Below are 22,965 nucleotides of genomic sequence, written 5' to 3'. Positions count from 1 at the left end.
GGCGGCCAAGCCGCTCATCCTTAAACTCGCATCCCGCAGCTTCCCGATCAACCCACGTCTCGATACCGGTCGTCAATCCCTGAGGACGCGCCTCCGCGCGTTCCTTCAACACCAAGCCCATCCAGCACCCCATGCCTCCGAATCAGGTGCTCAACAACGAATTACAACAGATTCTACCGATTCAAGAATTTCGTCCGCGGCGCGTCGTTCAAATCCGATGTCAAATGTGGGTAATTGAAAGTAAGCGGGCACCCTCGGTTCGACGTTAGATTAGATGTCGAAGAAGCCTCCGGATTGAACGGAGGTTTGGGGTGGGATTGGACGGCAAAAATGACGTCCATTTGGACAGCTCATCACTAGGGGCTGGAGCAGTCAGCCGGCTTGAGGTGCTTGAGGGACCGTCCGGGCGTCGCGTGCGTTCAGAGGCCGAGCGGGCTCGGATCGTCGCCGAAAGTCTGCTGCCCGGCGCTCAAGTGGCGGAGGTGGCGCGCAAGCATGGGCGACGCGCTGGCAAATTTACGATTGGCGACGACGCTTCCGACAGCGCGGTGAATTGCCGTCGAGCGAGGCTCCGGAACCGCCGTTCGCGCCGCTGGTTGTGGAGGGGCCGTTTGAGAAGCGTCATGTTCCGTCGGTCAAGCTCGAGATTGCGATTGGCGACATCGTCGTGCGGACGGACGCGGCGATAGATGGGGAGCAGCTGTCTCGGTTGATCCGTGCGGTGCGAGCGTCACGATGATTGTTCCCGGCGCCGAGCTGAAGATTTACATCGCGACGCGGCCCGTCGACTTCCGCTGTGGGCACGATGGGCTTGCTGCGAAGGTGCAGCAGATGTTTGATCTCGATCCGTTCAGCGGTGCAGCCTTTGTGTTCCGGTCGAAACGAGCGGACCGGATCAAGATTTTGGTGTGGGATCGAACGGGCTTAGTGCTGATGCACAAGCGCCTTAAGGGCTGCAAGTTCGTATGGCCAAAGCTTGCGAACGGCGTGATGCGGATATCGCCGGCGATGTTTGCCGCGCTGTTTGAGGGCCTGGATTGGCGATTGGTGCGGCCGGAGGAAGCGCGGCGTCCACAGGTCGCTGGATAAGTGCGGCAGAATGACTCTGTGCCGCGTTTGGCATGGCGCCGGCGGCGCAGATGTGCTCGACATGGCGCATGAGCACCGCGACGCTTCGCGACGAGAATGAACGCCTGAAGGCGCTTTTAGCGCAAACGCAGGCGGCATTGAGCGAACATCAAGCGGCGCTAGCCACGTCGGAAGAAGCGCGGCGCCGGTTGGAGGTCATTCTCGGCGAACTACGCCGAGAGAAGTTCGGCGCGAAGTCCGAGAAGCTGCGGCCAGATCAATACCATTTGCCGCTCGACGACGTGGAGATCGCGCAAGGTGTCTTGGACGCGGCACAGGAGAAGGCTGCGGCGGTCATCAGGGGCCGATCGCGTGCTGGATCAGATCAGGACCGTCATCGCAATCGAGGCTGCTTGCCTGCCCGTCTGCCGCGGTGGAGCGGATCATCGAGCCTGCGAGCACGCTCTGTCCGTGCGGTTGCGGCGCCATGACGAAGATCGGCGAGGACGTCAGCAAGCGCCTTGACGTGATCCCGGCACAATGGCGCGTGCTGGTCAAACGCCGCCCGAAATACATCTGCCGCCGCTGCTCCGGCCCTGTCGTGCAGGCGCACGCGCCGGAGCATGTCGTGCCTGGCGGACTGCCGACCGAAGCGGCCATTGCGCACGTGATCGTCTCCAAGTTTGGCGACCATACGCCGTTTTACCGCCAGTCCGAGATCTATGCGCGCCGGGGCATCCGGCTTGATCGGGCGACACTGGGCAACTGGTCCGGTCGCGCCTGCTTCCATCTTCAACCCATCGCGGACCACATGCGGCGCCATCTGGCAGCGGCGGATCGGCTGTTCATGGATGAAACCATGGCGCCGGTGCTCGATCCCGGGCGCGGCCAAACGAAGAAAGGCTACTTCTGGGCGATCGTGTCCGATGACCGCGGCCACAGCGGCCCAAGTCCGCCGATCGTGCTGTTCCGATATGCCCCCAGTCGCAGCGGTGCCTTCGCTGAGCAGTTCTTGGACGGCTTTCGCGGACGCTTCCTGCAATGCGATGCCTATGACGGTTATGATCGGCTGACCGAAGTCGCTCGACTGCAAGGGCCTTGGACGCTCGTGCATTGCTGGAGCCACTTGCGCCGGCGCTTCGTCAAATTGGCCCGCAACAGCAAATCGCCGATCGCCGAGGCCGCCGTTCGGCACATCGCACAGCTTTACGCCATCGAAGCCATGGTGCGCGGTGCATCGCGGGACATCCGGCTCGCCGCGCGGAAGGAGCATTCGTTGGCTCTCGTCGCCGCTTTGAAAATGTGGTTCGAGAAGCAGCTCTCGATGATCTCCAGCGGCTCGACACTCGCTGATGACATCCGCTATGCGCTGAATCACTGGCGGGGGCTGACCCGCTTCCTCGAACACGGACGCCTCGAGCTCGGTAGAGTCGACGACTGGCGCGGTGACCGTAGGTCGCGAGGCTTTACTGGTCCGGCTGCTTTCGCCAGTTGCCGGTGTCGCAGTTCGCGCCATAGTTCCGTTTCCAGTCGCCGCTCGTCAAACCGGGCATGCGGATTTACCGCACCCGGCTTTCACTTGTCTCATCAGGCCTTCGCGCTCGATCGGTCGTTACGGCGAGCCGGGATGCGGAAGAGTTTGAGGGTATCGTGCAGGTAATCCTGCGGATACTCTTTGAAGCCCCTGCCACGTTTTCCTGCTCGTTGTATCAACCAGTGCCGCAGACGCCGATCGACGTATTGCCTGATGAAGTCATAGGTCTTCATGACAGGACCTTTGGTCGAAGTAGCCGCACCAGCCACGAAGAAAGCGACTGATGACGACGACAGTGTTCTCCGGTGTGTCTGGGTACCACTGCGGCGTCGTGCGTTCGTGGATTCGTCGGAGCAATCTCATGACCGCCTTCTTGGACGGACGCGTGCCGATGAAGGCTTGTCCATCCTTTCCGTAGAACCGCCCGATCGTGTAGCCTAACACTACCTTGGCAGATTTTTAGCGGCGCGGGATTCCCAAATCAGTTTTTCTGTGACTCATGGGAGGTCGGCTCATGGAGGGCCGATCAATGGACGTAAACTGGCAGGCTGATCTCGATCGCTGGCTTGCGCCGTTTCTCGCGGCGCTACGACACAAGACCAGAGCGCGGATGTGTCCGGCCTATATCGCCGGGCTGATTGGTCCAGGAGACCGCAAGAGCATTCAGCCGATGGCGACGCGCGCCGGCGAAGTCAGCTACGACCAGCTGCATCATTTCGTCACCGCCGGAGTTTGGGACAGTGCCTCGCTTGAGGCCGCCTTGCTGAAGAAGGCAGATGGCCTGGTTGGTGATGAGGCGGGGTTTCTTGTCATCGATGACACGGCGTTGCCCAAGAAGGGATCTCACTCGGTTGGCGTGGCACCCCAATATGCTTCGTCGCTCGGAAAGACGGCCAACTCTGATGTTCGTTGTCCAGGGTTATCGGCATGAGGGTGCGACCTCCGTTTGTGCCGGAGTTGTCAATTGGATGATTGTTACGCAGCGCAGGAGGCAGAGCCGCTGAGACGACGGTTTGTAGACTCTGATACGCGGGTTGGATACCGCATTTCCGTTTGTTCGTCCGGGGCTGTCTCGATCTGCCAGCGGGCATCGACAATGTCGGCCACACAATTGGTGCGAGAGTTCCCCAACCGGGGCCCTGCCTCCAGCGATGCGCAACAATGATGTCGTTCCTGAGAGTTCTCCTGTGTTGAGGTGGAAGGAAGCGTAGCTAATTCAGCAAGCGATCAGGTTACGCCGTGCGGCTCCACCTCTTGGCCGATTGCCCAAAGGAAGGCGGCCATTTCCCGGGCGATGGCCACGGTGACGACTGCCTGGCGTTTGCCGCGTGCCATCAGCTTGCGATAGCGAGCGCAGAGTCTGACTTGGGCTTTCCAGGCGATGTCGCACACCGCTTTCGTCAGGCCGGCCTGCCGCTCCTGCAGTAGGCGGCTCATCCGGGCGGGGAAGCGGTAGGTCCAGGCGCCCTCAATGAGCACGCGGCGCGCCCGGCCATTACCAGCTTTGGTGATGCTGCCCCGCCGGATGCGTTCTCCCGTGGAGTTTTCGCAGGGCACCAGGCCAAGATACGCCATCAGTTGGCGCGGGCTGTCGAAGCGGCGCACGTCGCCGATTTCGGTGACGAAGGTGACCGCGGTCAGGAAGGCGACGCCGCGTAGCGCTTGGTAGGCGGCGATCACTGGAGCCATGGACCATGAACTCACCGCCTCGGCAACCTGGTCGTCCAGACGCTTGAGACGGATCTCGGCGGCCTCGATCGCTTGGCGATACTCGGCCAGCACGAGATACTGCGCCGGATGCTCGAAGCGTTGCTCGCACAGCCATCGTGTATGCGCCTTGGTCCACGCTTGACGGCCGGTGAAGACCCGGCCGTGACGGAGCAGGAAGGACTGCAAGCGTTGACGGGCCCGCCGCAGATCCTCCATCGCGGCTTCCCGGGCACGTACCAGTTCTCGGTAAGCGCGCTTTTTGACGCACGGTGCAGCATCATCTCCTCGTCTGCGCAGGGCGGGGATTTTGATTGGTGGAGTGTCCCTGTTGGCTTTAAGGCGATCAGCCAGGGTTGACGGTCTCTGCGTGCTTGGCAAAGTTGAATGGCAACAGGTCTTCGATGTCGGCGTCGGGCGGACGCTGCGGCAGTTCAGCGAGCACGTGACATAGCCAGGCGTAGGGCTCAACGTCACAGGCCCGGCATGTCAGCACCAGGCTGTAGATCACCGCGCTGGCCTTTGCGCCGGCGACGGTGTCGCTGAACAACCAGTTTTTTCTTCCGGTCACAAAGGGTCTGATGTCGCGTTCGAGAACATTGTTGTCGATCGGCGCAAGGCCATCATTGGCGTAGCGGGCCAGATAATCCCATTGGTTGCGGGCATAGGCGATGGCCTTGCCGGTCAGGCTTTCGGGCAGCACGTTCGGCGCCTGATCGTCGAGCCAATTTTTGAACGCAGCCAGGACCGGGACGCTGTGCTGCTGGCGCAGCCGCAAGGCGTATTCGGCGCGCGTTTTGCCGTCGGGCGGCGTCTGGCGCGCCAGCCTCTCGACCTCATACAATGCCTCGAAGAACCTGAGTGCCTGCAACGAGAGGCCGCCGGGCTTCTTCATCGCCTTGAGCGCGTCGGTAAATTTCCTGCGCGCGTGCGCCATGCAGCCAAGATGAGTGACACCGGAGAGCGTGCGCCAGGCGTCATAGCCGTCGCTCATCAACAGGCCGCCCCAACTGGCCAGGAAGGCCTGTGGATGCTCCTGGCCGCGACCGGGCTGGTAATCGAACAACACGACTGGCTGGGCGCTGTCCTGGCCACTGCGGTAGACCCACATGTACGATTTGGTCTGCGCATCCCGCCCGTCCTCCTTGAGGACCTTGACCCACGTCTCGTCGCCATGGATCAGAGGCTGCGACCGGAGCGTTTGCTTCAGCGCATCATACACGCGTTGCAGGTGCAATTCGCTCGACCGGATCACCCAATTGGCCAGGGCGCCGCGGCCGACGCTGACGTTGGCGCGTGCCAGCGCGTCCGCCAGACGATACAGCGGCGTGCCGTCGACGTATTTGTTGGCCAGCACGAGCGCCAGCGTCGAAGCCGTGGCGACGCTGCCCGGCAATGGCTGCGCCGGCATCGGTGCGATCACGATCGGGGTGTTCAGCGCAGTGCGCTCGCAGTGACGGCACGCGTACTTGAACCGCACGTGCTGCAGCACTGTCGCCTTCACCTCGATATGCAGTTGTTCGGTGACGTTCTCGCCCATCCGGTGCATCCGATTCCGGCAGCACGGGCAGGCCTTCCGGTCCTCGGGCAGATCATGTTCGATACGCTGGCGCGGCAGATCCGCCGGCAGAGGCTTGCGGCCGCGCTTCTTCGGCGCGGGCGTCTCACCCTCCGGCCGCCCCGTATCCGGCACGACCGCCGGTTCGAGATCGTCCTGTTCCGCGCCTTCTTCGGCGGAAGCCTGTTCGGCTTCGTTGAAGATGCGATCCTTGAGCTTCTCGCTGCGTGGCGCGTAGCGATGCAGCCGCTCCAGCCGCAACTGCTCCTCAAGGTGCCTCACGCGCTGCGCGAGCTTCTCGTTCTCGGCCTTCAGCGCCGCGATCAAGGCTTCCAGTTCGTGCGTCGTGGGCTTGCGACTCATCGTAGTCTTGAATCGAAGTCATGCCGCCGCGTCAACCGGGCTCCCATGTCTTCGTCATGTCTTCGGCGGCGTCATCTGAGAACGGCCATGCCGAAGCCCGATGACGCCGCCCGCATCGAACACGCTCAGCCCACGCTCTGATATTGCCGCACCGGATGACGACGCATCGCCGCGATGTTGATGCCGTCAAGCAGCCAGTGCAGCTCCTCCATCGTCAGCGTCAGCACCGCCTCCTGACTTCGGGGCCAGTGGAATCTGTCGGCCTCCAGCCGCTTCAGCAGCATCCAAAATCCTGACCGATCATAAATCAGCAGCTTGATCCGGTCGCGGCGACGATTGCAGAACGCGAACACCGCGCGTTGGAACGGATCCAGCCCCATCGACTGCTCCACCACGATCGCCAGGCTGTTGATGCCCGCCCGGAAGTCAATCGGTTCGCGGTGAAGGTAGACCCGAAGATCAGACGCCAGTCGGAACATCGCAACGCCCCAGCGCTTCAATCACCGCCGACAGCAACTGCGCGTCGCCGCCTTCCAGCGAAAGCGTCACGCCGTTGGGCATCGATGCCGTCAGCCGCCCTGCACAGGATCGCTCCGTCGCGCAAACCGGAATAAAAGCTGGCGCAATCGGCGCCCGCGCCTCCGGCTGGTCATCCCCGTTCTGAAGTTGTCGCTTGGCCACCCACTTGCGCAGCAGGTTCGCGTTCACGCCGTGTTGCAACGCCAGCCCCGCCAGCGACACGCCAGGCTGCAGACAGGCCTCGACCAGTCGCTGTTTGCTGGCCGGATCATAGCGACGCCGGCCATTGCACAACACGCCGACCGTCTCAAGTCTCAAAGGTTCTTCTGGAGTTATCATCGATGGTGTCCACCTCGCTCATGGTGGACACCTCATCCCATCCCCGCGCTCAACTGCATAGGTGCGTAGAAAGGAGCGCTTACAGTTCTCGCACCGCCTCGTGCTCCGGATCCGGTACCCAGACCGCGGTCAGCTCTCCTGCACGATGCAGCTTGGCCAGGGTCAGCGCATCACGGCGATTGGTCTTGACCCGTTCTCCAGGCCGCTTCGGGATCAGTGATGGTGCAACCACGATGCAGTCGTGGCCAAGCCGCGTGATCTGACGATGGAGACCGTAGCCGGTCGGGCCGGCTTCGTAGCAAAAGGCGAGGTCCCGGTGCCTTTTGGCGAGCTTCGCTATCAATCGCTCCACCGCATCAGGCGCGCTGTCGATCTCGCCGATGAAGCGCACGTCGCCATCGCGCCCCGCCTCGGCTACGGCTACCGAGATCTTCAGCTTCGACGTATCCAGTCCCACGTAGATTTTGCTATCCTGCCGCACGGCTCGTCCTCCTATGTGAGAGGCTCGGCGCCGGCCCACCCGGCGCAACCCTCGCTCATCGCATATTGCGGACGAGCCACCTCTCGGACAACGAACATACGGTCTGCCAGTCGCTGGTCTCGGTAACGTTGGCGTCGCACGAGGTACCAGTGATGGTGGGCCTGCGGCTATTCCTACCCGAGAGTTGGACAGATGATCGTGAGCGCATGGCGCGGGCCGGTGTGCCGAAGGATAGACAGACTGCACTGACAAAGCCGCAAATCGCGATCGCGGAGATCGACCGCGTCATCGCCTCCGGTGCACGTTTTGGCTGTGTGCTTGCCGATTCAGGGTACGGCTCCAGTGGGACTTTCCGTCAGGCTTTGAGCGAGCGCGGTCTGTTGTGGGCGGTGGGTCTGTCGCGACGCCAGAACGTTTATCCCGCCGACGTTGCCTTGATCTTCCCTGTCGCGAAGGTCGGAAAGCGTCGCAAATACCACATTCCAGATCAGCCCCCTGTCGCTGCTGAAGCGATGTTGGCCAAAGGAAAATGGCGAAGGGTCAGTTGGCGGCGGGGCACCAAAGGTCGACTGACATGTCTCTTCGCGGCCCGCCGTGTCCGCGTTGCGGATGGCCATAAGCACCGCATGCTCGATAATCGGGTGCAGTGCATGCCGGGCGACGAGGTCTGGCTCGTCGGCGAACGCCGGTCGACTGGCGAGCAAAAATACTATGTGTCGAACCTACCGGCCGATGCGAGCCTCAAGATGCTCGTCGCCACGATCAAAGCCAGATGGGTCTGTGAGCAGGCCCATCAGCAGCTCAAGGAGGAGCTTGGCCTCGACCACTTCGAAGGGAGATCCTGGACGGGGTTACACCGACACGCCTTGATGACCATGATCGCCTACGCCTTCCTCCAATCCCGCCGCCTCAAAGCAGCGGGACGAAAAAAAAGAATAGCGGGACCGCCGCCACAGCCGAGCATGCCGGCCGTCAGGCAAGCCATCCTCGACCTCTTCGCACGGCCTCCACCCAGGCGATGCCCGCACTGTGAGAAACTCCTGGTCGACCCTGGCAAAACTAAACTGCCAAAGTAGTGCTAGGAACGTGAATCGTTCCAACGGCAATCGAGCGATGCGGGTCTTGGTCTCGTTCACCTCCAGCCCGAGCCTGTTCATCAGTACCGTCATTCGCTTCATCGCCGCCTCGGCTTGGCCGGGGCGGCAGCAGATCACGAGATCGTCGGCATAGTTGACGACGTAGGCGTCGAGTTGTTCTTGGTGTCCGTGGTCGCGCCAGGCCAGCAGAAAGCGTCGGAAGTAAATGTTCGCCAGCAATGGACTCAGAGGAGAGCCTTGCGGGGTCCCTTTCTTAAACTTGCGCGCATCTGCCGTCTGTATCGTCCGTCTTCCGCTCCGTTCAACTACCGGGACTGTCAACCAGCCTTTGATAGTCGAGAGGAGTCGTCCGTCGGCGATCCGTCGTGTCAGGCATCGCATCAGCGAACCGTGTGGAATCGACGTGAAGTAGCTCGCCAGATCTCCTTCGATGATCCAGCGGCCCTTCGAGTCAGAGCCATCCTGCAACTGCATCCTCACTGTACGAACCGCATGATGAACACTGCGCTCGGGGCGGAAGCCGTAGGAACCAGAGTGGAAGTCGCTCTCCCAGATCGGCTCCATGGCCATCAGCATCGCCCGCTGGACGATGCGGTCCAGCAGGATCGGTATACCCAATGGTCTCAACTTGCCGTTGGCCTTCGGGATATGGATTCGCTTGACCGGCATTGGGCGGTAAGTGCCGTCCAACAGGGCCACGCGCAACCGATCCAGATGACGCTCCAGAACGGCAGTAAATAGTCGCTTGTCCATTCCGTCAAGACCCGGTGTATTAGCGCCTTTCGACGCCAGGACGATCCGGGCCGCCTCAGCAAGCCAATTCCTGTCGGTGATGAGCCGGAGCAATCGATCAAACCGGCGGGTCTGATCGGCCGCGGCCCACTTCGCGAGCTTGTGCTGCATTTCACTGATTATCAAAGGTCTTCACCTCATTAGGTCAGATCACGTGCACTCCAAGCAACTCAAACTGCTCCCCTTCGCCATGTGACCGGCTTTCCCGGCCTCGGACTACTACGAGAGCTCTGCCAGCATGACGGACATCGGGGTCAACTCCCTTACCATTCCGCTCATGCCTTCCCTCGTTCATATGTTGGACTACCAGCGCATCGGTGAGGTTGCCGGTCGCAGTCTTTTCCCTTGCTTGCTGCAAGTCGATGCCATTGCCTCAGGTTTGGCTGTGTTCTCCCCTCGGCCCACGCAAGACGCCTTACGTCTACGCTCGCGTTCGGGTGTCTCCGGCTACATATCCTTCGACCCGTTCAACTGCACCGCTCAAAAAAACTGCCCGCTGACAACGACAGCGGCTGACGGTCGAACGCTCAGGATCAATCAAGCCGTTCCGATGATCCCGCTAGTCCTACTGCGTCACAAACGGTGGTCGGTGGAGTGGGCGAACTTGATCGCACAACAAGGACATCTCAACAACGTTCGGACCAGCCCTTGTTCGAGCCGCCGTCGCATCGTCGTGATCGAATCTGGAATGTGGCGTTGGGTTCGCAGTGGCAGATCCGCGGGGTCTGTAATCTGCGGGAACGCGAGCGAGCGGGATCGGCCGGGCGCACCGAGCGCCTGAGGGGGGAATCGTCTCCCGCTCGGAGATCAGGAATCCGAAGGCTGCAATGCACATCGTTGCGTGATGATGAAAGCCGCGCCAGCCGCGTCCCTCGAAGTGGCCAAGCCCGACTTCCTGCTTGAGATCCTGATAGTCGCGTTCGATGCGCCAGCGCAATTTAGCCGTCTCTACGAGAGTCCGGAATGCCACATCCTCCGGCAATGTCGAGAGCCAGTATTTGGTAGGCTGGTCCTCGCCTTTCGGCCATTCGATCAGCAACCATTCCTCCAACCGCTGGGTGGTTTGGCAATAATCACGGTGCGCGGCACGGACCCGGACGCGGGCAAAGCGCGAGCTCAGCTTTTCGTTCGTTCCTTGCCGCCATGTGATGGTGCGCCAAGCTTTGGCCGGCAGGCCGATCGCGAGCGCCTTGACGGCGGCCGGTTGATGCTGACGGTTGCGGCGCATCAGTTTCGGGGGACGACCGCGGCCCGACCATGGCTTCGGCGGCAAGGGACCGGTGCCGGGCGCCCATACCGTTGTGCTCGACAGAAGACCCGCCACATAGGTCAATCCCAGCGCCGTGATCTCCGTGCGCAGATCGCTGTTGTTGCCATAGCCCGCGTCCATCAGCACGACACCGCGCGGAAGTTCGCTCGCACAGGCCCACCGCAACTGCTCCAGCGCGATCTCAGGCTTGGTCCGGAAGCCGACTTCGGCAGGAATGCCCACCTTGCGCCGCCGATCGCAATCCTCAGTCCATTCCTTCGGAAGATAAAGGCGATAGGCGACAGGCAGGCTGGCGTGGTGGTTGGCAATCGACAGTGACACCGCCACCTGGCAATTATCCTGCTTGCCGAGCTGCCCGCAATATTGCCGTGCAACTCCAACCGAGTGTCGCCCCTGCTTGGGAAATCCGGTGTCATCGATGATCCAAGCTTCGATCGGGCCCTGGCGTTCAATCGCCGGCAGGACCATCTCGCGTACCTTGCCCAGCACCTTCTCATCCGACCAGGCGCCGCTGCCGACGAAATGCAGCAGCGATTGATGCTGGGCGGCCGTCCGTTCCGGAGCCGTCACCGCCGCCATCGGCTCCACGCTCTTGCGACCGCCACAGGCCATCAGGCCGACGCAATAGTCGCGCAGTGGCGCCTTCCGATCCGCATGACCGATGACGCTGGCAAGCCCTTCCAAATACGCCGCAAATCGCATTTCGCTGGTCTTGGTGCCACGCCCGTTCATGTCGGCCTCGTCGGTTGATGGTCGATGCCTCAACCATCGCTGATTCTGGCCGGCCAAAGCCTGCGGTTTTGTGACTCAGTCAGACTAGGGCCCGGCGTCACGCGACGCCGCGGCCAGCCGCGCGCGCAGCCTGTGCAGTAAAATGCGCGCTTACACATGACGGAAATCGGGGTCAACTCCCTTGCCATTCTGCTCATGCCTTCCCTCGTTCATATGTTGGACTACCAGCGCATCGGTGAGGTTGACGGTCGCAGTCTTTTGCCTTGCTTGCTGCAAGTCGATGCCATTGCCTCAGGTTTGGCTGTGTTCTCCCCTCGGCCCACGCACAGACGCCTTACATCTACGCTCGCGTTCAAATGTCTCCGGCTACATATCCTTCGACACCATTCAGCGTTCCACCTGTTAAACCGTGTAGGCGGAGGCGACATTTAGCCCACAGACGCGGATGAACCGGTTCATGTTCCTGAACCTTCCGATATTCAGCCTCGGGAACCATCTCGGCGTAACGGTTTCGCCTCAATCCCCTTTACCTACGGCCTACGTCACCCTGCTAGTTGACAGCAGGTCACCGCCGCTTGGGCTCATGCTTCCCCACAGCAGGAAGCAGGCGCGTCAAATTCCTCCTTTCTCAATGCGTTCCAAACATATGCCTCCCCGATTTCTCGGAGCGAGGCGCACCAAAGGTGATGTCCATCGCCCAGATTTGGTTCGGACGCGAGATCTCCATGCCGCGTAGCAGATATGGATAGATCTTGTGCCCGAGGTCGGGTTGGATGGTGCGCGGACGGCGGTACAGCGCCTCTATCCCCATCCGCCGCATCAGCGTTTTGACATGCCGGCGGCCGATCTTGCACCCCTCGGCAGCCAGCAGGCCTCGCAACATTCGCGAACCGGCGAAAGGAAACTCCAGGTGCAGCCGGTCGAGCCGTTGCATGATCGCGAGGTCGGCGGGCGACACCGGACGTGGTAGATAATAGACACTGCCACGACTGATCTTCAAAACTTCCGCCTGTTTGGTGATCGGCAGGTCGTGTTCACGGTTGATCATCGCTTTGCGCTCAGCAATCCCGCCTTAGTGAGCGCTCCTTCTAAAAAACTGAGCGGGCGCTGCGCGCCCCCTGTGGGATATAAACGGGTAATCGCTAGACTGCGGCCGGAAGGGAGCGGCCGATACGATTTTGGTGGCACGTGACCCCGTCAAAAAACATGGTCCATGGGCTGTTGCGCACTTGAGAGTGGTGACGCCATCTCGGCGATCCCGTTTAGGAACTTGATGAATTGCGCAGCCCAGCCCTTCCGCCGGAGTCAGGAGGAGCTACAGATGAACCCCAAAAGATCGAAGTCGAAGGACGGCGGTAACATGCCGATGGTGCACCCGAACGCGGCTGCCATCGACGTTGGCGCCACCATGCATATGGCGGCCGTTAGGGCAGATCGCGCTCCGGAGCCAGTCCACAGTTTCGGTACCTTCACAGCCGATCTGCATCGGCTGGTCGACTGGTTTACGGAATGCGGCGTCGAGACCGTCGCCATGGAATCGACCAGCGTCTACTGGATTCCGATTTTCGAGCTTCTCGATGCCCGGGGATTTACCGTGTTCCTTGTCAACGCGCGCGATGCCAAGCACGTGCCGAGGCGTAAGACCGATGTCAGCGATGCGCAATGGTTGCAGCGACTCCATTCATTCGGGTTGCTGCGGGCCAGCTTTCAGCCCAAAGGGCAGATTGCCGAACTGCGAGCCTACGTGCGTCAGCGCGAGCGTCTGCTGGAGTACGCGGCCTCACACATCCAGCATATGCAGAAGGCCTTGACGGAGATGAATCTTCAGCTCCACCACGTCGTCGCCGACATCACCGGCGCGACCGGCTTGCGCATCATACGCGCGATTCTTGCCGGCGAGCGCGATCCCGAGGCGCTGGCGTGCTTGCGCCACTACAGTTGCCACTCCAGTGCCGAGACGATTGCGAAGGCGCTCACCGGGAGCTACCGCGCCGAGCATCTGTTTGCGCTCGAGCAGGCACTGCCCTTTACGACACCTACCACGAGAAGGCATCTGCCTGCGACGCCTGGATCGAAGCCGTGTTGAAGGAACTGAGCTACCATCGCGGTCGTGGCCATGGACCAGCACCGCTGGCCTCGCTACGTCGGAATCGGACCGATCAGGCGAACGCTCTAGCTTTCGACGTCCGCGAGGCGCTGTTCGCGTTGCTGGGAAAAGACATCACCACGATCGACGGCCTCGGTCCTTACCTCTCGCTGAAGCTGATCGCTGAATGCGGGGACGACCTCGCCTCGCGGCCAAGTGCAAAGCATTTTACCTCCCGGCTAGGACTGGCGCCGAGCAACAAGGTCTCCGGCGGCAAAAGGCTCTCGTCCCGAACGCGCCGATCCGGCGGCCGGGCGGCGGCGCTTCTGCGCCTTGCTGCCGTCACCGTCGGACGCACCGATACTGCGCTCGGCGCCTTTCACAGGCGACTTTCATCGCGCATCGGTAAGGCCAAGGGCCAAGGCAGTGACCGCCACGGCCCGCAAGATCGCAGTTCTGTTCTACAATGCTGTGCGATACGGAATGGACTATGTCGATCCCGGGGCCTCTTCCTACGAGACGCGCTACCGGACGCGAATGGTCAACAATTTGCATCGGCGTGCCAAGGCATTCGGCTTCGTTCTCCAGCCCTTGGAGCCGAACGTCGGCGATGCCGTTTCTTAGGAATCGTTCTCCAACGCAAGCTCGCCGATCTTGGCGTGCCGTGACTTCACGTCGATGGTGGGCTCGGCGATCCGACTCACGTTACCCTGACCGAAGACATCGGCAGCGCCGCCTTCGAGCTGCGCCTTCCACGATATGATCTGATTGGGGTGAACGTCGAATTGCTCCGCTAGTTGCGCCAACGTGCGGTCACCTTTGACGGCGGCAAGCGCCACCTTCGCCTTGAAAGCCGCAGTGTGGTTCCGCCGCGCTCGCCTGCTCATCGTCTCTCCTGATTCGCAGGTCCATCTTGCCCGCCGTCAGGAAGAAAGTACTCATACGACGAAGACCGCCTGATTGACGCATGCGCGCGGGCACGGCGAGCTCTATGATGGTGTTGCGTGAAGGTCAGGCAGCCTGATGATCGGCGGGCGTGTCGGCTTGGCGCAGGAGCTTCCATTCCCAAGGCAGCAGTTCGTGCAGACACGATGAGGGAAGATCCGCGATACGGGCAAGGACGTCGGCGAGCCAGGCCTTGGGGTCGACGTCGTTGAGGCGACAGGTCGTGATCATCGTCAGCATGATGGCGGCCCGGTCGGCGCCGCGCTGGCTGCCGGCGAAGGTCCAGTTGCGCCTTCCCAGGGCGATGCCTCTCAATGCGCGCTCGGCACAATTGTTGGTCAAGCAGATCCTGCCATCGTCGAGGAAGCGGGCGAAGTCGTCCCAGCGCCGGAGCATGTAGTTGATTGGCTTCAGGACCTCAGAGGAGCGCGAGAGGGTTTCGCGCTCACGCAGCAACAAAGCGTGCATGTCCTCGAGAAGCGGCTTGCTCTTGTCCTGGCGCACGGCGCGCCGCTCGTCGGCGCCGCAGCCGTTGATGGCGCGCTCGACCTCGAACAACGCATCGAGGCGTTTGACCGCCTCCAGCGCGATCGGAGAGACCGGTTTGCCCTTCTTCCCTTCCCGAGCATTTTTCTCGATATCAGCCAGCTCGAAGAAGCCCCGCCGCGCATGGGCAAAGCAATACGCCGGCGTAATCGGCTGCGCCTTCTTCCGCGGGTCGAACAGCGGCTCGAAGCCGTTGTAGCAGTCCGCCTGGAGGATTCCGCTGAACCGGGCCAGGTGTTTTTGCGGATGCTCGCCTCGTCGGTCGCTCGAGGCGTAATAGACCGCCGCCGGCGGCGCAGGGCCGGCGAAGGGCTGGTCATCCCGCACATAAGTCCAGATCCGGCCGGTCGTGCACTTGCCCTTCGCCAGGATGCGGATGGTGGTGTCGTCGCCATGAAGGCGATCGGCAGCGAGCACATGGCGTTCGATCAAGTGGAAGAGCGGCATGACGGCAAAGGTCCCGTGGCCGACCTGGTCGGCCAGCGTCGACAACGGTAGGTCAATCCCCTCGCACTTGAAGCGCGCACTCTGGCGGTTGAGCGGGATATGCATGCCGAACTTGTCGAACAGGATCGTCGCCAGCAATTGTGGGCCGATGAAGCCGCGGGGCGTGGCATGGAACGGCGCGGGCGGCTGGCTGATCTTCTCGCAATCGCGGCAGGTGAACTTCTCGCGTACCGTCTCGATCAGCTTGAACCGGCGCGGGATCTCCTCCAGCGTCTTGGTCACATCCTCACCGATCTTCGCCAGCCGCGATCCACCGCAGCAGGTACAGGTCGTTGGAGCCTCAATAACGACGCGCTCGCGTTCGATGTCGTCCGGCCATGGCTTGCGCACCGGCCGCTTGCGCATGAAGGGGCGGACGTTCTGCGTCTTCGCCGCTGCGGCCTGCGCGGCAAGCTCATCCTCGCTCGCCGTGGTGACGAGTTCTTCGAGTTCCAACTCCAGCTGCTCAAGCAGCCGTGCCGTGCGCTCGGAACGCTGCCCGTACAGTTCGCGTTTGAGCTTCTCGATTCGCAGCTCGAGATGCGCGATCAGCGCCTCGTTGTCTGATAGCTCCGCCCGCGCACTAGCAGCCACCGCCTCGGCTTGCAGCCGCGCCTCACGCTCGGCCTGCAGCGCCGCCAGGGCACTGACAAGGTCCGATGGAAGTTCGTCCGGCTTCGATATCATGAAGCCATTGAATCAGATCAAGCAGCAGATTCAAACCGTAAAACAGCTATCCGACCCGCGTCGGACGCTGGGTTTCTTGTGGATTGCGCCAATCGATCCCGGACAACAGATAGCTCAACTGCGCCGGCGAGATCGTTACCGATTCACCGGCAACAGATGGCCAAATGAACCTTCCTCTCTCGAGTCTTTTGGTAAACAGGCATGCGCCCTGGCCATCGTGCCAGATCATCTTCACAAGATCGCTGCGGCGACCGCGGAAGACGAACAGATGACCGCCGAGCGGGTCTTTGCGCAGCACCTCCTGCACTTGGAGCGCCAACGACGGAAAGCCTCTGCGCATATCCGTGTAGCCTGTTGCGAGCCACACTCGCGCACCTGTCGGAACCGGGATCATCGGCGCACCAGAGCATCGAGAACTCGACGCAGCGCGTCTCCATCAACCTCGCCATCGACCCGGATGCGGTGTCCGCTACCAAGATCAATCTCGATGATCCCCTGGCTCCTTCGTCGACGCGCCGGTGCCGTCGTCAAAGGCGCTTCGGCCACATCCCGGGGCGGCACAGACGGCCCAATCTCGACCGGCACTAACGGTGCTATACTCGCATCATTGTGCTTGCAAAGCTCTTTGCGCCACTTGAACAGCTGGCTCACATGAAGGCCGGCCATGCGAGCCACCTCGGAAACAGTGGCTCCGGGCTCGAGCGATGCTGCAACTAGCCGTTCCTTCTCATCCTGCGACCACCGCCGCCGCCGCTCGACCGATGTGATCACCTCTGCCCGCGAAATCGTCATAGCGCTTCTCCTAGGATTACCCCTAGGACCTGCAGCGTTCGCATCCGTCAAACAAGGCGGCCCTCAACGGAGGAATACGGAAGAAACCCCACTTATCGCGCTGTTCAAATTTGCGACGAGCTCAGTACGCCGTAAGCGGCGTGTCTCCCGCACCTTGTTGCTGTTGAGCAGATCGGCAAAATGAGTTCCGTCTTGAAGAGGACGGTTTGCATAGATGATCGAGCGTGTTGTCGACGCATCGCAGCTACGAGTCCGGCGGCGCTGGAGCGACGAGGTCAAGAGACGGATTGTCTCGGAATCCTTTGTGCCTGGCGCGATCGTCTCGGACGTCGCGCGGCGCCACGATCTGTCGCCGCAGCATTTGTCGGCCTGGCGCAAGGCGGTGCGCGACGGGTTGTTGAAGCTGCCGGAACGCACGGAGCCAGTGGCGACGAGGCCTGCTGGAGCGGTCGCGATCCAGGAAGCGAGTTCATCAAGCGGCGAGGCTGTTGGCGCCGTTAGCTCGCTCGGCGGCCCACGCCCAGGGCATGAGTTCGTCCAGGCGCGATGCCGGCCAGAGGTTGACGAGTCTGGTGAGGACGTCGGTCAGATAGGCCTGCGGCTCCACGCCGCAGAGCTTGCAGGTCTCGATCAGCGAAGCGATGCAGGCCCAGTTCTCCGCGCCCTCATCATGCCCCGCGAACAGCGCATTCTTGCGGTTAAGGATAAGAGGACGGATGCTTCGTTCGACGATATTATTGTCGAGCTCGATGTGGCCGTCGTCGAGGAACCGCGTCAGGCCAACCCAGTGGTTCAAGGCGTAACGGATGTGCTCGGCGATTGTCGCTTTGCCCGAGACGCGGGTGAGTTGCTGGTCGAACCAGGCCTTGAGCGCCGCTACCTGCGGCTTGCTGCGCTCCTGGCGGATGGCCCGGCGCTCATCGGCGCTGCGGCCCCTGATCGACTTCTCGATGGCATAGAGAGCAGCGATACGCTCGAGCACTTCACTGGCGATCGGGGCAGGGCCGTCCTGGACAAGGTCGAAGAAGCGCCGCCGCAGATGAGCCCAGCAGAAGGCGAGCGTGATCGCCGCGTCCGGCGCGGTGTTGGCAATGGTCTTGTAGACGGTATAGCCGTCGCATTGCACGATGCCGCGATAACCGTCGAGCAGCTTGAGCGCGTGGACGGCACCGCGACCGGGTGCGTAAGTGTAGGCCACTGCCGGCGGATCGGCTCCGCCCCACGGCCGATCGTCGCGTGCGATCGCCCAGAAGAAGCCCTTCTTGGTGCGGCCGCGGCCGGGATCGAGCACCGGCGCTGTGGTCTCGTCGACCGCGATCTTGCTCGCGGTCAGAATGGTCTCGCGCAGCCTGAGCCAGAGTGGACGAAGCTCCGCGGCCGCATAGCCGACCCAGAACGCCAGAACCGAGCGCTTGATGTCGATCCCCTGCGCCAGCAGCATCTGAGCCTGCCGATAGAGCGGCAGGTGCCAGGCATATTTGGCGACCAGCACATGGGCGACCATCGCCTCGGTCGGCAAGCCGCCCTTGATCAGCCGCTCTGGTGCCGGCGCCTGAACCACGCCATCCGTGCAGGCCCGGCAGGCATATTTGGGACGATGGGTGACGATCACGCGGAACTGCGCCGGGACGACGTCGAGCCGCCGAGAGGTCTCCTCACCGATCACATGCAGAGGCGCGCGGCAACACGGACAGCAGGTCACTTCCGGGGCAATCGTGACGTCGATATGCGGCAGATGGGCCGGAAGCGCACCACGGCTGGCGCGGCGTCGTTCAGCACGCTGGCGTGCGCCTGCCGTGTCCTTCCGGTCCTGGGCCGCCTCGTCGCTGGCAATGGCCTGCTCGATGTCCTCGATCGCCAGCTGCAACTGCTCAGGATCGAGCTTCTCCGAGCGGCGACCGAACTGCGCGCGTTGCAGCTGGCGCAAGAGATGCTGAAGGCGATCCATTTGCGACAGCGCCTGGTCGCGTTCAACGATCGCCGCGTCGCACTTCGCGATCGCCGCGTCGCGCTCCGCGCGTGCCGCCGCAACCAGCGCCTGCAGCGCCTCGATGTCGGTCGGAAGTTGATCCGTGATCTCGCTCACGCCCGGTACTCAAGCTGATTCGCGGGCCGTTGTGGAATATTGTGGCCGACCTGATTCGATTGGTCACAGGGTTTATGAGGTTGCGCTCGGCTGAGCAATGTCGCGGGCATGCAGGCGCGACCAATCCAGACCGTCCATCAGCGCGGCGAGCTGTGAGGCAGACAAACGCATCACGCCATCGCTGATCGGCGGCCAGCGGAACGCGCTATGCTCCAGCCGCTTCCACAGCAGCACGAGCCCGGACCCGTCCCAGGCAAAAATCTTCAAACGGTCCGCTCGCTTTGAACGGAAGACGAAGATCGTTCCCGCGAATGGATCATGGTGGAGTTGCTCGCGCACCAGCGCGGCGAGACCATCGGCACCTTTACGGAAGTCGACCGGCCGCGTCGCGACCATGATCTTCACGCCCGCCGAAGCCGCGATCATGTTGTCGCCCTCACGGCCCGCAGCACATCGCGCAGCCAGGCCGGATCGACCCCGGCCGCTGCGCGAACCACCGCATCACCAATCTCGATGCTGATCGTTGTCGCGTTCCGCGTTGCCGCTTCCGCGGCCGCCCCAGCGGCGGGGTGCAGCTCCGATACCACCGGAACGAAGAATGGCGCATCTTCCGCCGGCAAGCTCAGCAGACCGGCACGCGCCGCCTTGCGCCAAACGAAGAGGTGTTGCGGCGCGAGGCCGTGCCGGCGCGCCACCTCGGACGCAACAGCGCCCGGCACATACGACTCCGCCACGATCCTTCCCTTGACCGCGTCGCTCCACCGCCGCCGACGCCCCGCTCCGACCTGGATATCCACCCGGCCCCGTGGCTCCGAAGCGTCGACCATATCGTCAACCATATATGCGAACCTAACTGTATATGACGGCTCGCATGTTGCCGATCAGCTCACGCCAAACAAGGTGCGGAAGACACGCCGCTTACAGTACGCCCACACACGATGGCAATGGCTTGCAAGATCCGCTCACCGCTTGACCTCTCTTCTCGTCGCCTCATCGGCTGCAACGGCGCATTGTGCGGCGATAGAACGAGCTTTCGATGCTCGTACCGAACAGCTCGTCGTTTCCATACCACGACCTTAAGCGCATGCTGTCATCAGAATTTTCGCGCGCTCGTCCCAGCACGCAAATCCGCTCCGCTGATTGCTGAAATTCGAAGCGACAACATGCCCGTGCCGGCGTTGGTTTCGACGAATGCCGGCGTGGTCAGATTGCCGAAAACCTAGTCTGCTGCTGCGCTTCGCTCAGAGCTTCATTAAACAAGTCTAGGCCCTTATCTACAGTTTCCAGGTCGATAGTGAGTGCAGGTAGGAATTTTACGACCTGATCGAGCGGACCGCATCGTTCGACCATGACTCCTTTCTCAAATGCCTTTTTTGTGGTCATAGCTGCGAGTTCAGGAACCTGACAATCAAACCCTAATGCCATGCCCCGCCCGCGAACAGAAAACCTGTTTCCATAACCGCGAGCAATCGCCTCCAGTCGTCGCTGTATGTGTTTTCCTTTGCGCTGGATTTCCTCCGAAAACGCTCGGCTCCGCCAATAGAGATTTATCGCTGCGGTTGCGGATACAAGCGCCAGATTGTTTCCCCTGAACGTACCCGTATGCTCTCCCGGGAGCCATACGTCGAGCTCGTCTTTGATCAACAACATCGACAATGGTAAGCCATACCCACTTAGGGACTTCGATAGGACGATGATATCCGGGGACAACGCTGCGAACTCGAAGCTAAAGAAGTCGCCCGTCCGACCACAGCCCATCTGAACGTCGTCAACTATAAACACAGCGCCGACGTCCTTTGCCAGGCTCTGGATCGATTGCAACCATTCCCGACGAGCAACGTTTATGCCGCCTTCTCCCTGAACAGTCTCGACGAGAATTGCAGCTGGAGGATCAATTCCCCCGCTTTCATCCATTAGCATCACTCGTACATATTCAGCCGTATCAACGTCCGCTCCGAGATAGCCATCATAGGGCATGAAGGTGACGCCCGACAAGGAAACTCCGCTAGCTGCGCGATAGGAGCGATTGCCGCTTGCAGCAATTGCCCCTAAACTCATGCCATGATAGCCGCGCGCGAATGAAATTATATTATGACGCCTTGTGACTTTGCGCGATAGCTTTAAAGCTGCCTCATTAGCATTAGCACCTGTTGGGCCGGTGAATTGGAATCTGTAGCGGAGACCCCGCCCCTCAAGGATGATAGAATTGAACGCCTTCATAAAGTCGAGCTTGGCAGGCGTCGCCATGTCGAGCGCATGAACTGGGGCATCCGATTCTAGATAGCTAGTGATAGCAGCTCTGAGTCCGTGATTGTTGTGGCCATAGTTCAACGCTCCAGCACCGGAAAGAAAGTCAATCATCTGTCGACCGTCTTCGGTTAACATGATGGATCCTCGCGCTCGACTAAAGGTTGCGGGGAACGAACGGGAGTATACTCGGACGTTCGATTCAAGAGCTTGTATATTCAATTGCTCACTGTCAGCCATAGAAGTTTCCCCTGCGATGAGCTGGCCCGATGAGTAAGCATGGCCGCACTTATTTGCAGACGCTTTTTCTCACAGTTAAGCACCTTCTTACCTGAAAATGCGCTAAGATGGGCCTCCTAGCGTTGGTAGGTGCTTCTCTCTACGAGGCCTTTTGTCGGCGGCTCAATAACTAGGAGCATCGTATGTGCGGTGAACGATCATCGCGCATGGCCTGCGCCAGTATGACTCGCCGTAATGCCTACAGGCGCGGCAGCCGGTTCCCCTGCTAGCTTCCTACTGCCCCCTGAGAGAGGGGAAACATTACATCAACTGCGCGCGCTTCAAAGAGTCCGTACGCGTACGGCCGTGACCGCTGAATTGCGCGTTGTGAATTTTTGCGAACACGTCAGAAATCGCCTGTATGGACATCCATACAATCAATTCTGTCAGTCGGCTTGAGATCGTTGATAGGGGCGGTCGACGTCGGTTCAGCGACGAGGTCAAGCTGAAAATCGTCGGCGAGAGCTATTCATTGCCCCGTTTAGGGTCGGCCACGGCCCGCAAATACGGGATCACGCGCTCGCAGTTGGCTGAGTGGCGTAACGCAGCCCGGGGCGGGCGTTTTGGTTCGACTTCGGTTGAAGGATTTGTGCCAGCGGTGATCGTGCCGGAGGTCCCGGCGGCGCCCGCGACGCCGATGACGAGCGCGGCCGGCAGTCGTATGGAGATTCTGGCTTCTAACGGTTGTCGGGTGATTGTGGACAGGGGGGTCGATGTTGACGCGCTGATTCGGATCATGCGTGGTCTGGAGACGCTGCGGTGATATCGCTTCCCTCTGGCCAGAACGTGCGTGTGTGGCTAGAGCATTTTCCGCTTGATGTGGATCAGGCCCCGTATCCTGCATGTCGAAAGTAGTTGTCACACTGGTCGGGCGCAAATGTCTTCATGAGCTTGCCGATCAGTTTCATGAGCGCCTTGACGGTGCGTGCCGCGCCCTTGCGCAGCGCGGTCTTCAGCTTCGAGAATGCCATTTCGATCGGGTTGAGATCGGGCGAGTAGGCCGGCAAATAGCGCACCTTGGCGCCGACCGCTTCGATCGCCTGGCGAACGCCGTCGATCTTGTGGGTACGCAGATTGTCCATGAAGACGATGTCTCTTTTGCGCAGCGTCGGCGCGAGGATCTGCTCGACATAAGCGAGGAATGACGGCCCGTCCATCGCCCCGTCGAAGACATACGGCGCCGTCAAGCCATCGATGCGCAGCGCGGCAACGAGTGTCAGCGTCTTCCAGTGGCCGTGCGGCACGCTCGCAACGAGACGCTCGCCACGCGGTGAGCGGCCGTAATGCCGTACCATCTTCGTCGTGACCGCCGGGTGAGTAGGCCGGGGGATTTTCACCCCCGGCCTCTCGC

General features: G+C 61.3%; 16 protein-coding genes and 11 pseudogenes. 8 read left to right on the top strand and 19 right to left on the bottom strand.

Going from position 1 to position 22,965, the window contains the following annotated elements:
* Positions 1–16 precede the first annotated feature (16 nt).
* Positions 17–121 (bottom strand): annotated as a pseudogene (locus tag NLM32_RS08380) (hypothetical protein); the annotation flags it as partial.
* Positions 122–735: 614 nt separating this feature from the next.
* Here NLM32_RS08380 and tnpB (NLM32_RS08375) point away from each other — a divergent pair.
* From tnpB (NLM32_RS08375) to NLM32_RS08365, 3 genes are all read left to right on the top strand, one after another.
* Complete coding sequence (tnpB, locus tag NLM32_RS08375) at positions 736–1,089, top strand: IS66 family insertion sequence element accessory protein TnpB (RefSeq protein ID WP_254128661.1); 354 nt, start codon at positions 736–738, stop codon at positions 1,087–1,089.
* Between the two features lie 68 nt (positions 1,090–1,157).
* Entirely contained in the window at positions 1,158–1,559 is a 402-nt protein-coding gene (locus NLM32_RS08370) for a transposase (protein WP_254128660.1), read from the top strand.
* On the top strand, positions 1,556–2,728 hold the full coding sequence (locus NLM32_RS08365) for an IS66 family transposase (protein ID WP_254128659.1): 1,173 nt from the start codon (positions 1,556–1,558) through the stop codon (positions 2,726–2,728). Before NLM32_RS08370 ends, NLM32_RS08365 begins: the two co-directional genes overlap by 4 nt.
* Positions 2,729–2,821: 93 nt before the next feature.
* Here the strand turns inward: NLM32_RS08365 and NLM32_RS46285 are convergent, their stop codons facing one another.
* Complete coding sequence (locus tag NLM32_RS46285; RefSeq protein WP_254128658.1) at positions 2,822–2,965, bottom strand: group II intron maturase-specific domain-containing protein; 144 nt, start codon at positions 2,963–2,965, stop codon at positions 2,822–2,824.
* A 136-nt stretch (positions 2,966–3,101) separates the two neighbouring features.
* On the opposite strand from NLM32_RS46285, the pseudogene NLM32_RS08355 reads away from it, so the two are divergent.
* Positions 3,102–3,500: pseudogene (locus NLM32_RS08355) on the top strand (transposase); the annotation flags it as partial.
* 329 nt (positions 3,501–3,829) lie between these two features.
* Here NLM32_RS08355 and NLM32_RS08350 read toward each other — a convergent pair.
* The 5 genes and pseudogenes from NLM32_RS08350 to NLM32_RS08330 all read right to left on the bottom strand — a co-directional run.
* Positions 3,830–4,672: pseudogene (locus NLM32_RS08350) on the bottom strand (IS110 family transposase); the annotation flags it as partial.
* Complete coding sequence (locus NLM32_RS08345) at positions 4,656–6,230, bottom strand: IS66 family transposase (RefSeq protein WP_254128657.1); 1,575 nt, start codon at positions 6,228–6,230, stop codon at positions 4,656–4,658. The gene NLM32_RS08345 and the pseudogene NLM32_RS08350, both read right to left, overlap by 17 nt.
* Before the next feature lie 125 nt (positions 6,231–6,355).
* Positions 6,356–6,709, bottom strand: a complete 354-nt coding sequence (gene tnpB, locus NLM32_RS08340; protein WP_027584880.1) for an IS66 family insertion sequence element accessory protein TnpB — start codon at positions 6,707–6,709, stop codon at positions 6,356–6,358.
* Entirely contained in the window at positions 6,690–7,088 is a 399-nt protein-coding gene (locus NLM32_RS08335) for a transposase (protein ID WP_254128299.1), read from the bottom strand. Before NLM32_RS08335 ends, tnpB (NLM32_RS08340) begins: the two co-directional genes overlap by 20 nt.
* A gap of 82 nt (positions 7,089–7,170) precedes the next feature.
* Positions 7,171–7,569: pseudogene (locus NLM32_RS08330) on the bottom strand (transposase); the annotation flags it as partial.
* Positions 7,570–7,673: 104 nt separating this feature from the next.
* On the opposite strand from NLM32_RS08330, the pseudogene NLM32_RS08325 reads away from it, so the two are divergent.
* Positions 7,674–8,602, top strand: a pseudogene (locus tag NLM32_RS08325) (IS701 family transposase); the annotation flags it as partial.
* An 85-nt stretch (positions 8,603–8,687) separates the two neighbouring features.
* Here the strand turns inward: NLM32_RS08325 and NLM32_RS08320 are convergent.
* The 3 genes and pseudogenes from NLM32_RS08320 to NLM32_RS08310 form a co-directional block, all read right to left on the bottom strand.
* A pseudogene (locus tag NLM32_RS08320) lies at positions 8,688–9,335 on the bottom strand (reverse transcriptase domain-containing protein); the annotation flags it as partial.
* A gap of 688 nt (positions 9,336–10,023) precedes the next feature.
* Positions 10,024–11,460, bottom strand: coding sequence for an IS701 family transposase (locus NLM32_RS08315; RefSeq protein WP_254128466.1), 1,437 nt, complete (start codon positions 11,458–11,460; stop codon positions 10,024–10,026).
* Positions 11,461–12,139: 679 nt separating this feature from the next.
* A pseudogene (locus tag NLM32_RS08310) lies at positions 12,140–12,532 on the bottom strand (IS3 family transposase); the annotation flags it as partial.
* A 249-nt stretch (positions 12,533–12,781) separates the two neighbouring features.
* On the opposite strand from NLM32_RS08310, the pseudogene NLM32_RS46280 reads away from it, so the two are divergent.
* A pseudogene (locus NLM32_RS46280) lies at positions 12,782–14,170 on the top strand (IS110 family transposase).
* Between the two features lie 2 nt (positions 14,171–14,172).
* Here NLM32_RS46280 and NLM32_RS08300 read toward each other — a convergent pair.
* The 4 genes and pseudogenes from NLM32_RS08300 to NLM32_RS08285 all read right to left on the bottom strand — a co-directional run.
* Positions 14,173–14,433: pseudogene (locus NLM32_RS08300) on the bottom strand (transposase); the annotation flags it as partial.
* A gap of 124 nt (positions 14,434–14,557) precedes the next feature.
* Positions 14,558–16,210, bottom strand: a complete 1,653-nt coding sequence (locus tag NLM32_RS08295) for an IS66 family transposase (protein WP_254128656.1) — start codon at positions 16,208–16,210, stop codon at positions 14,558–14,560.
* 46 nt (positions 16,211–16,256) lie between these two features.
* On the bottom strand, positions 16,257–16,604 hold the full coding sequence (gene tnpB / locus NLM32_RS08290; protein ID WP_254128655.1) for an IS66 family insertion sequence element accessory protein TnpB: 348 nt from the start codon (positions 16,602–16,604) through the stop codon (positions 16,257–16,259).
* Positions 16,601–17,002, bottom strand: coding sequence for a transposase (locus NLM32_RS08285; RefSeq protein ID WP_254128654.1), 402 nt, complete (start codon positions 17,000–17,002; stop codon positions 16,601–16,603). Before NLM32_RS08285 ends, tnpB (NLM32_RS08290) begins: the two co-directional genes overlap by 4 nt.
* Before the next feature lie 214 nt (positions 17,003–17,216).
* Between NLM32_RS08285 and NLM32_RS08280 the strand changes: the two are divergent.
* Positions 17,217–17,372, top strand: a pseudogene (locus NLM32_RS08280) (transposase); the annotation flags it as partial.
* A gap of 102 nt (positions 17,373–17,474) precedes the next feature.
* Here the strand turns inward: NLM32_RS08280 and NLM32_RS08275 are convergent.
* The 4 genes from NLM32_RS08275 to ectB form a co-directional block, all read right to left on the bottom strand.
* Positions 17,475–19,088: an IS66 family transposase gene (locus tag NLM32_RS08275; RefSeq protein WP_254128551.1), complete on the bottom strand. Its 1,614-nt coding sequence runs from the start codon at positions 19,086–19,088 to the stop codon at positions 17,475–17,477.
* A gap of 72 nt (positions 19,089–19,160) precedes the next feature.
* Positions 19,161–19,514 (bottom strand): IS66 family insertion sequence element accessory protein TnpB, encoded by a 354-nt coding sequence (gene tnpB / locus NLM32_RS08270; protein ID WP_254128550.1) that lies wholly within the window; start codon positions 19,512–19,514, stop codon positions 19,161–19,163.
* On the bottom strand, positions 19,511–19,927 hold the full coding sequence (locus NLM32_RS46275; RefSeq protein ID WP_371933156.1) for a transposase: 417 nt from the start codon (positions 19,925–19,927) through the stop codon (positions 19,511–19,513). The genes tnpB (NLM32_RS08270) and NLM32_RS46275 overlap by 4 nt, the downstream gene beginning before the upstream one ends.
* 364 nt (positions 19,928–20,291) lie before the next feature.
* Positions 20,292–21,575: a diaminobutyrate--2-oxoglutarate transaminase gene (gene ectB / locus NLM32_RS08260; RefSeq protein WP_254128653.1), complete on the bottom strand. Its 1,284-nt coding sequence runs from the start codon at positions 21,573–21,575 to the stop codon at positions 20,292–20,294.
* 400 nt (positions 21,576–21,975) lie between these two features.
* On the opposite strand from ectB, the gene NLM32_RS08255 reads away from it, so the two are divergent.
* Entirely contained in the window at positions 21,976–22,377 is a 402-nt protein-coding gene (locus NLM32_RS08255; RefSeq protein ID WP_254128652.1) for a transposase, read from the top strand.
* A gap of 61 nt (positions 22,378–22,438) precedes the next feature.
* Here NLM32_RS08255 and NLM32_RS08250 read toward each other — a convergent pair.
* Positions 22,439–22,921: pseudogene (locus NLM32_RS08250) on the bottom strand (IS630 family transposase); the annotation flags it as partial.
* Positions 22,922–22,965 lie beyond the last annotated feature (44 nt).

Source organism: Bradyrhizobium sp. CCGUVB14, from assembly GCF_024199935.1.
Classification (GTDB): domain Bacteria; phylum Pseudomonadota; class Alphaproteobacteria; order Rhizobiales; family Xanthobacteraceae; genus Bradyrhizobium.
Note: the sequence above shows the minus strand (reverse complement) of the source record. Positions and strands in the feature narration are given on the sequence as shown.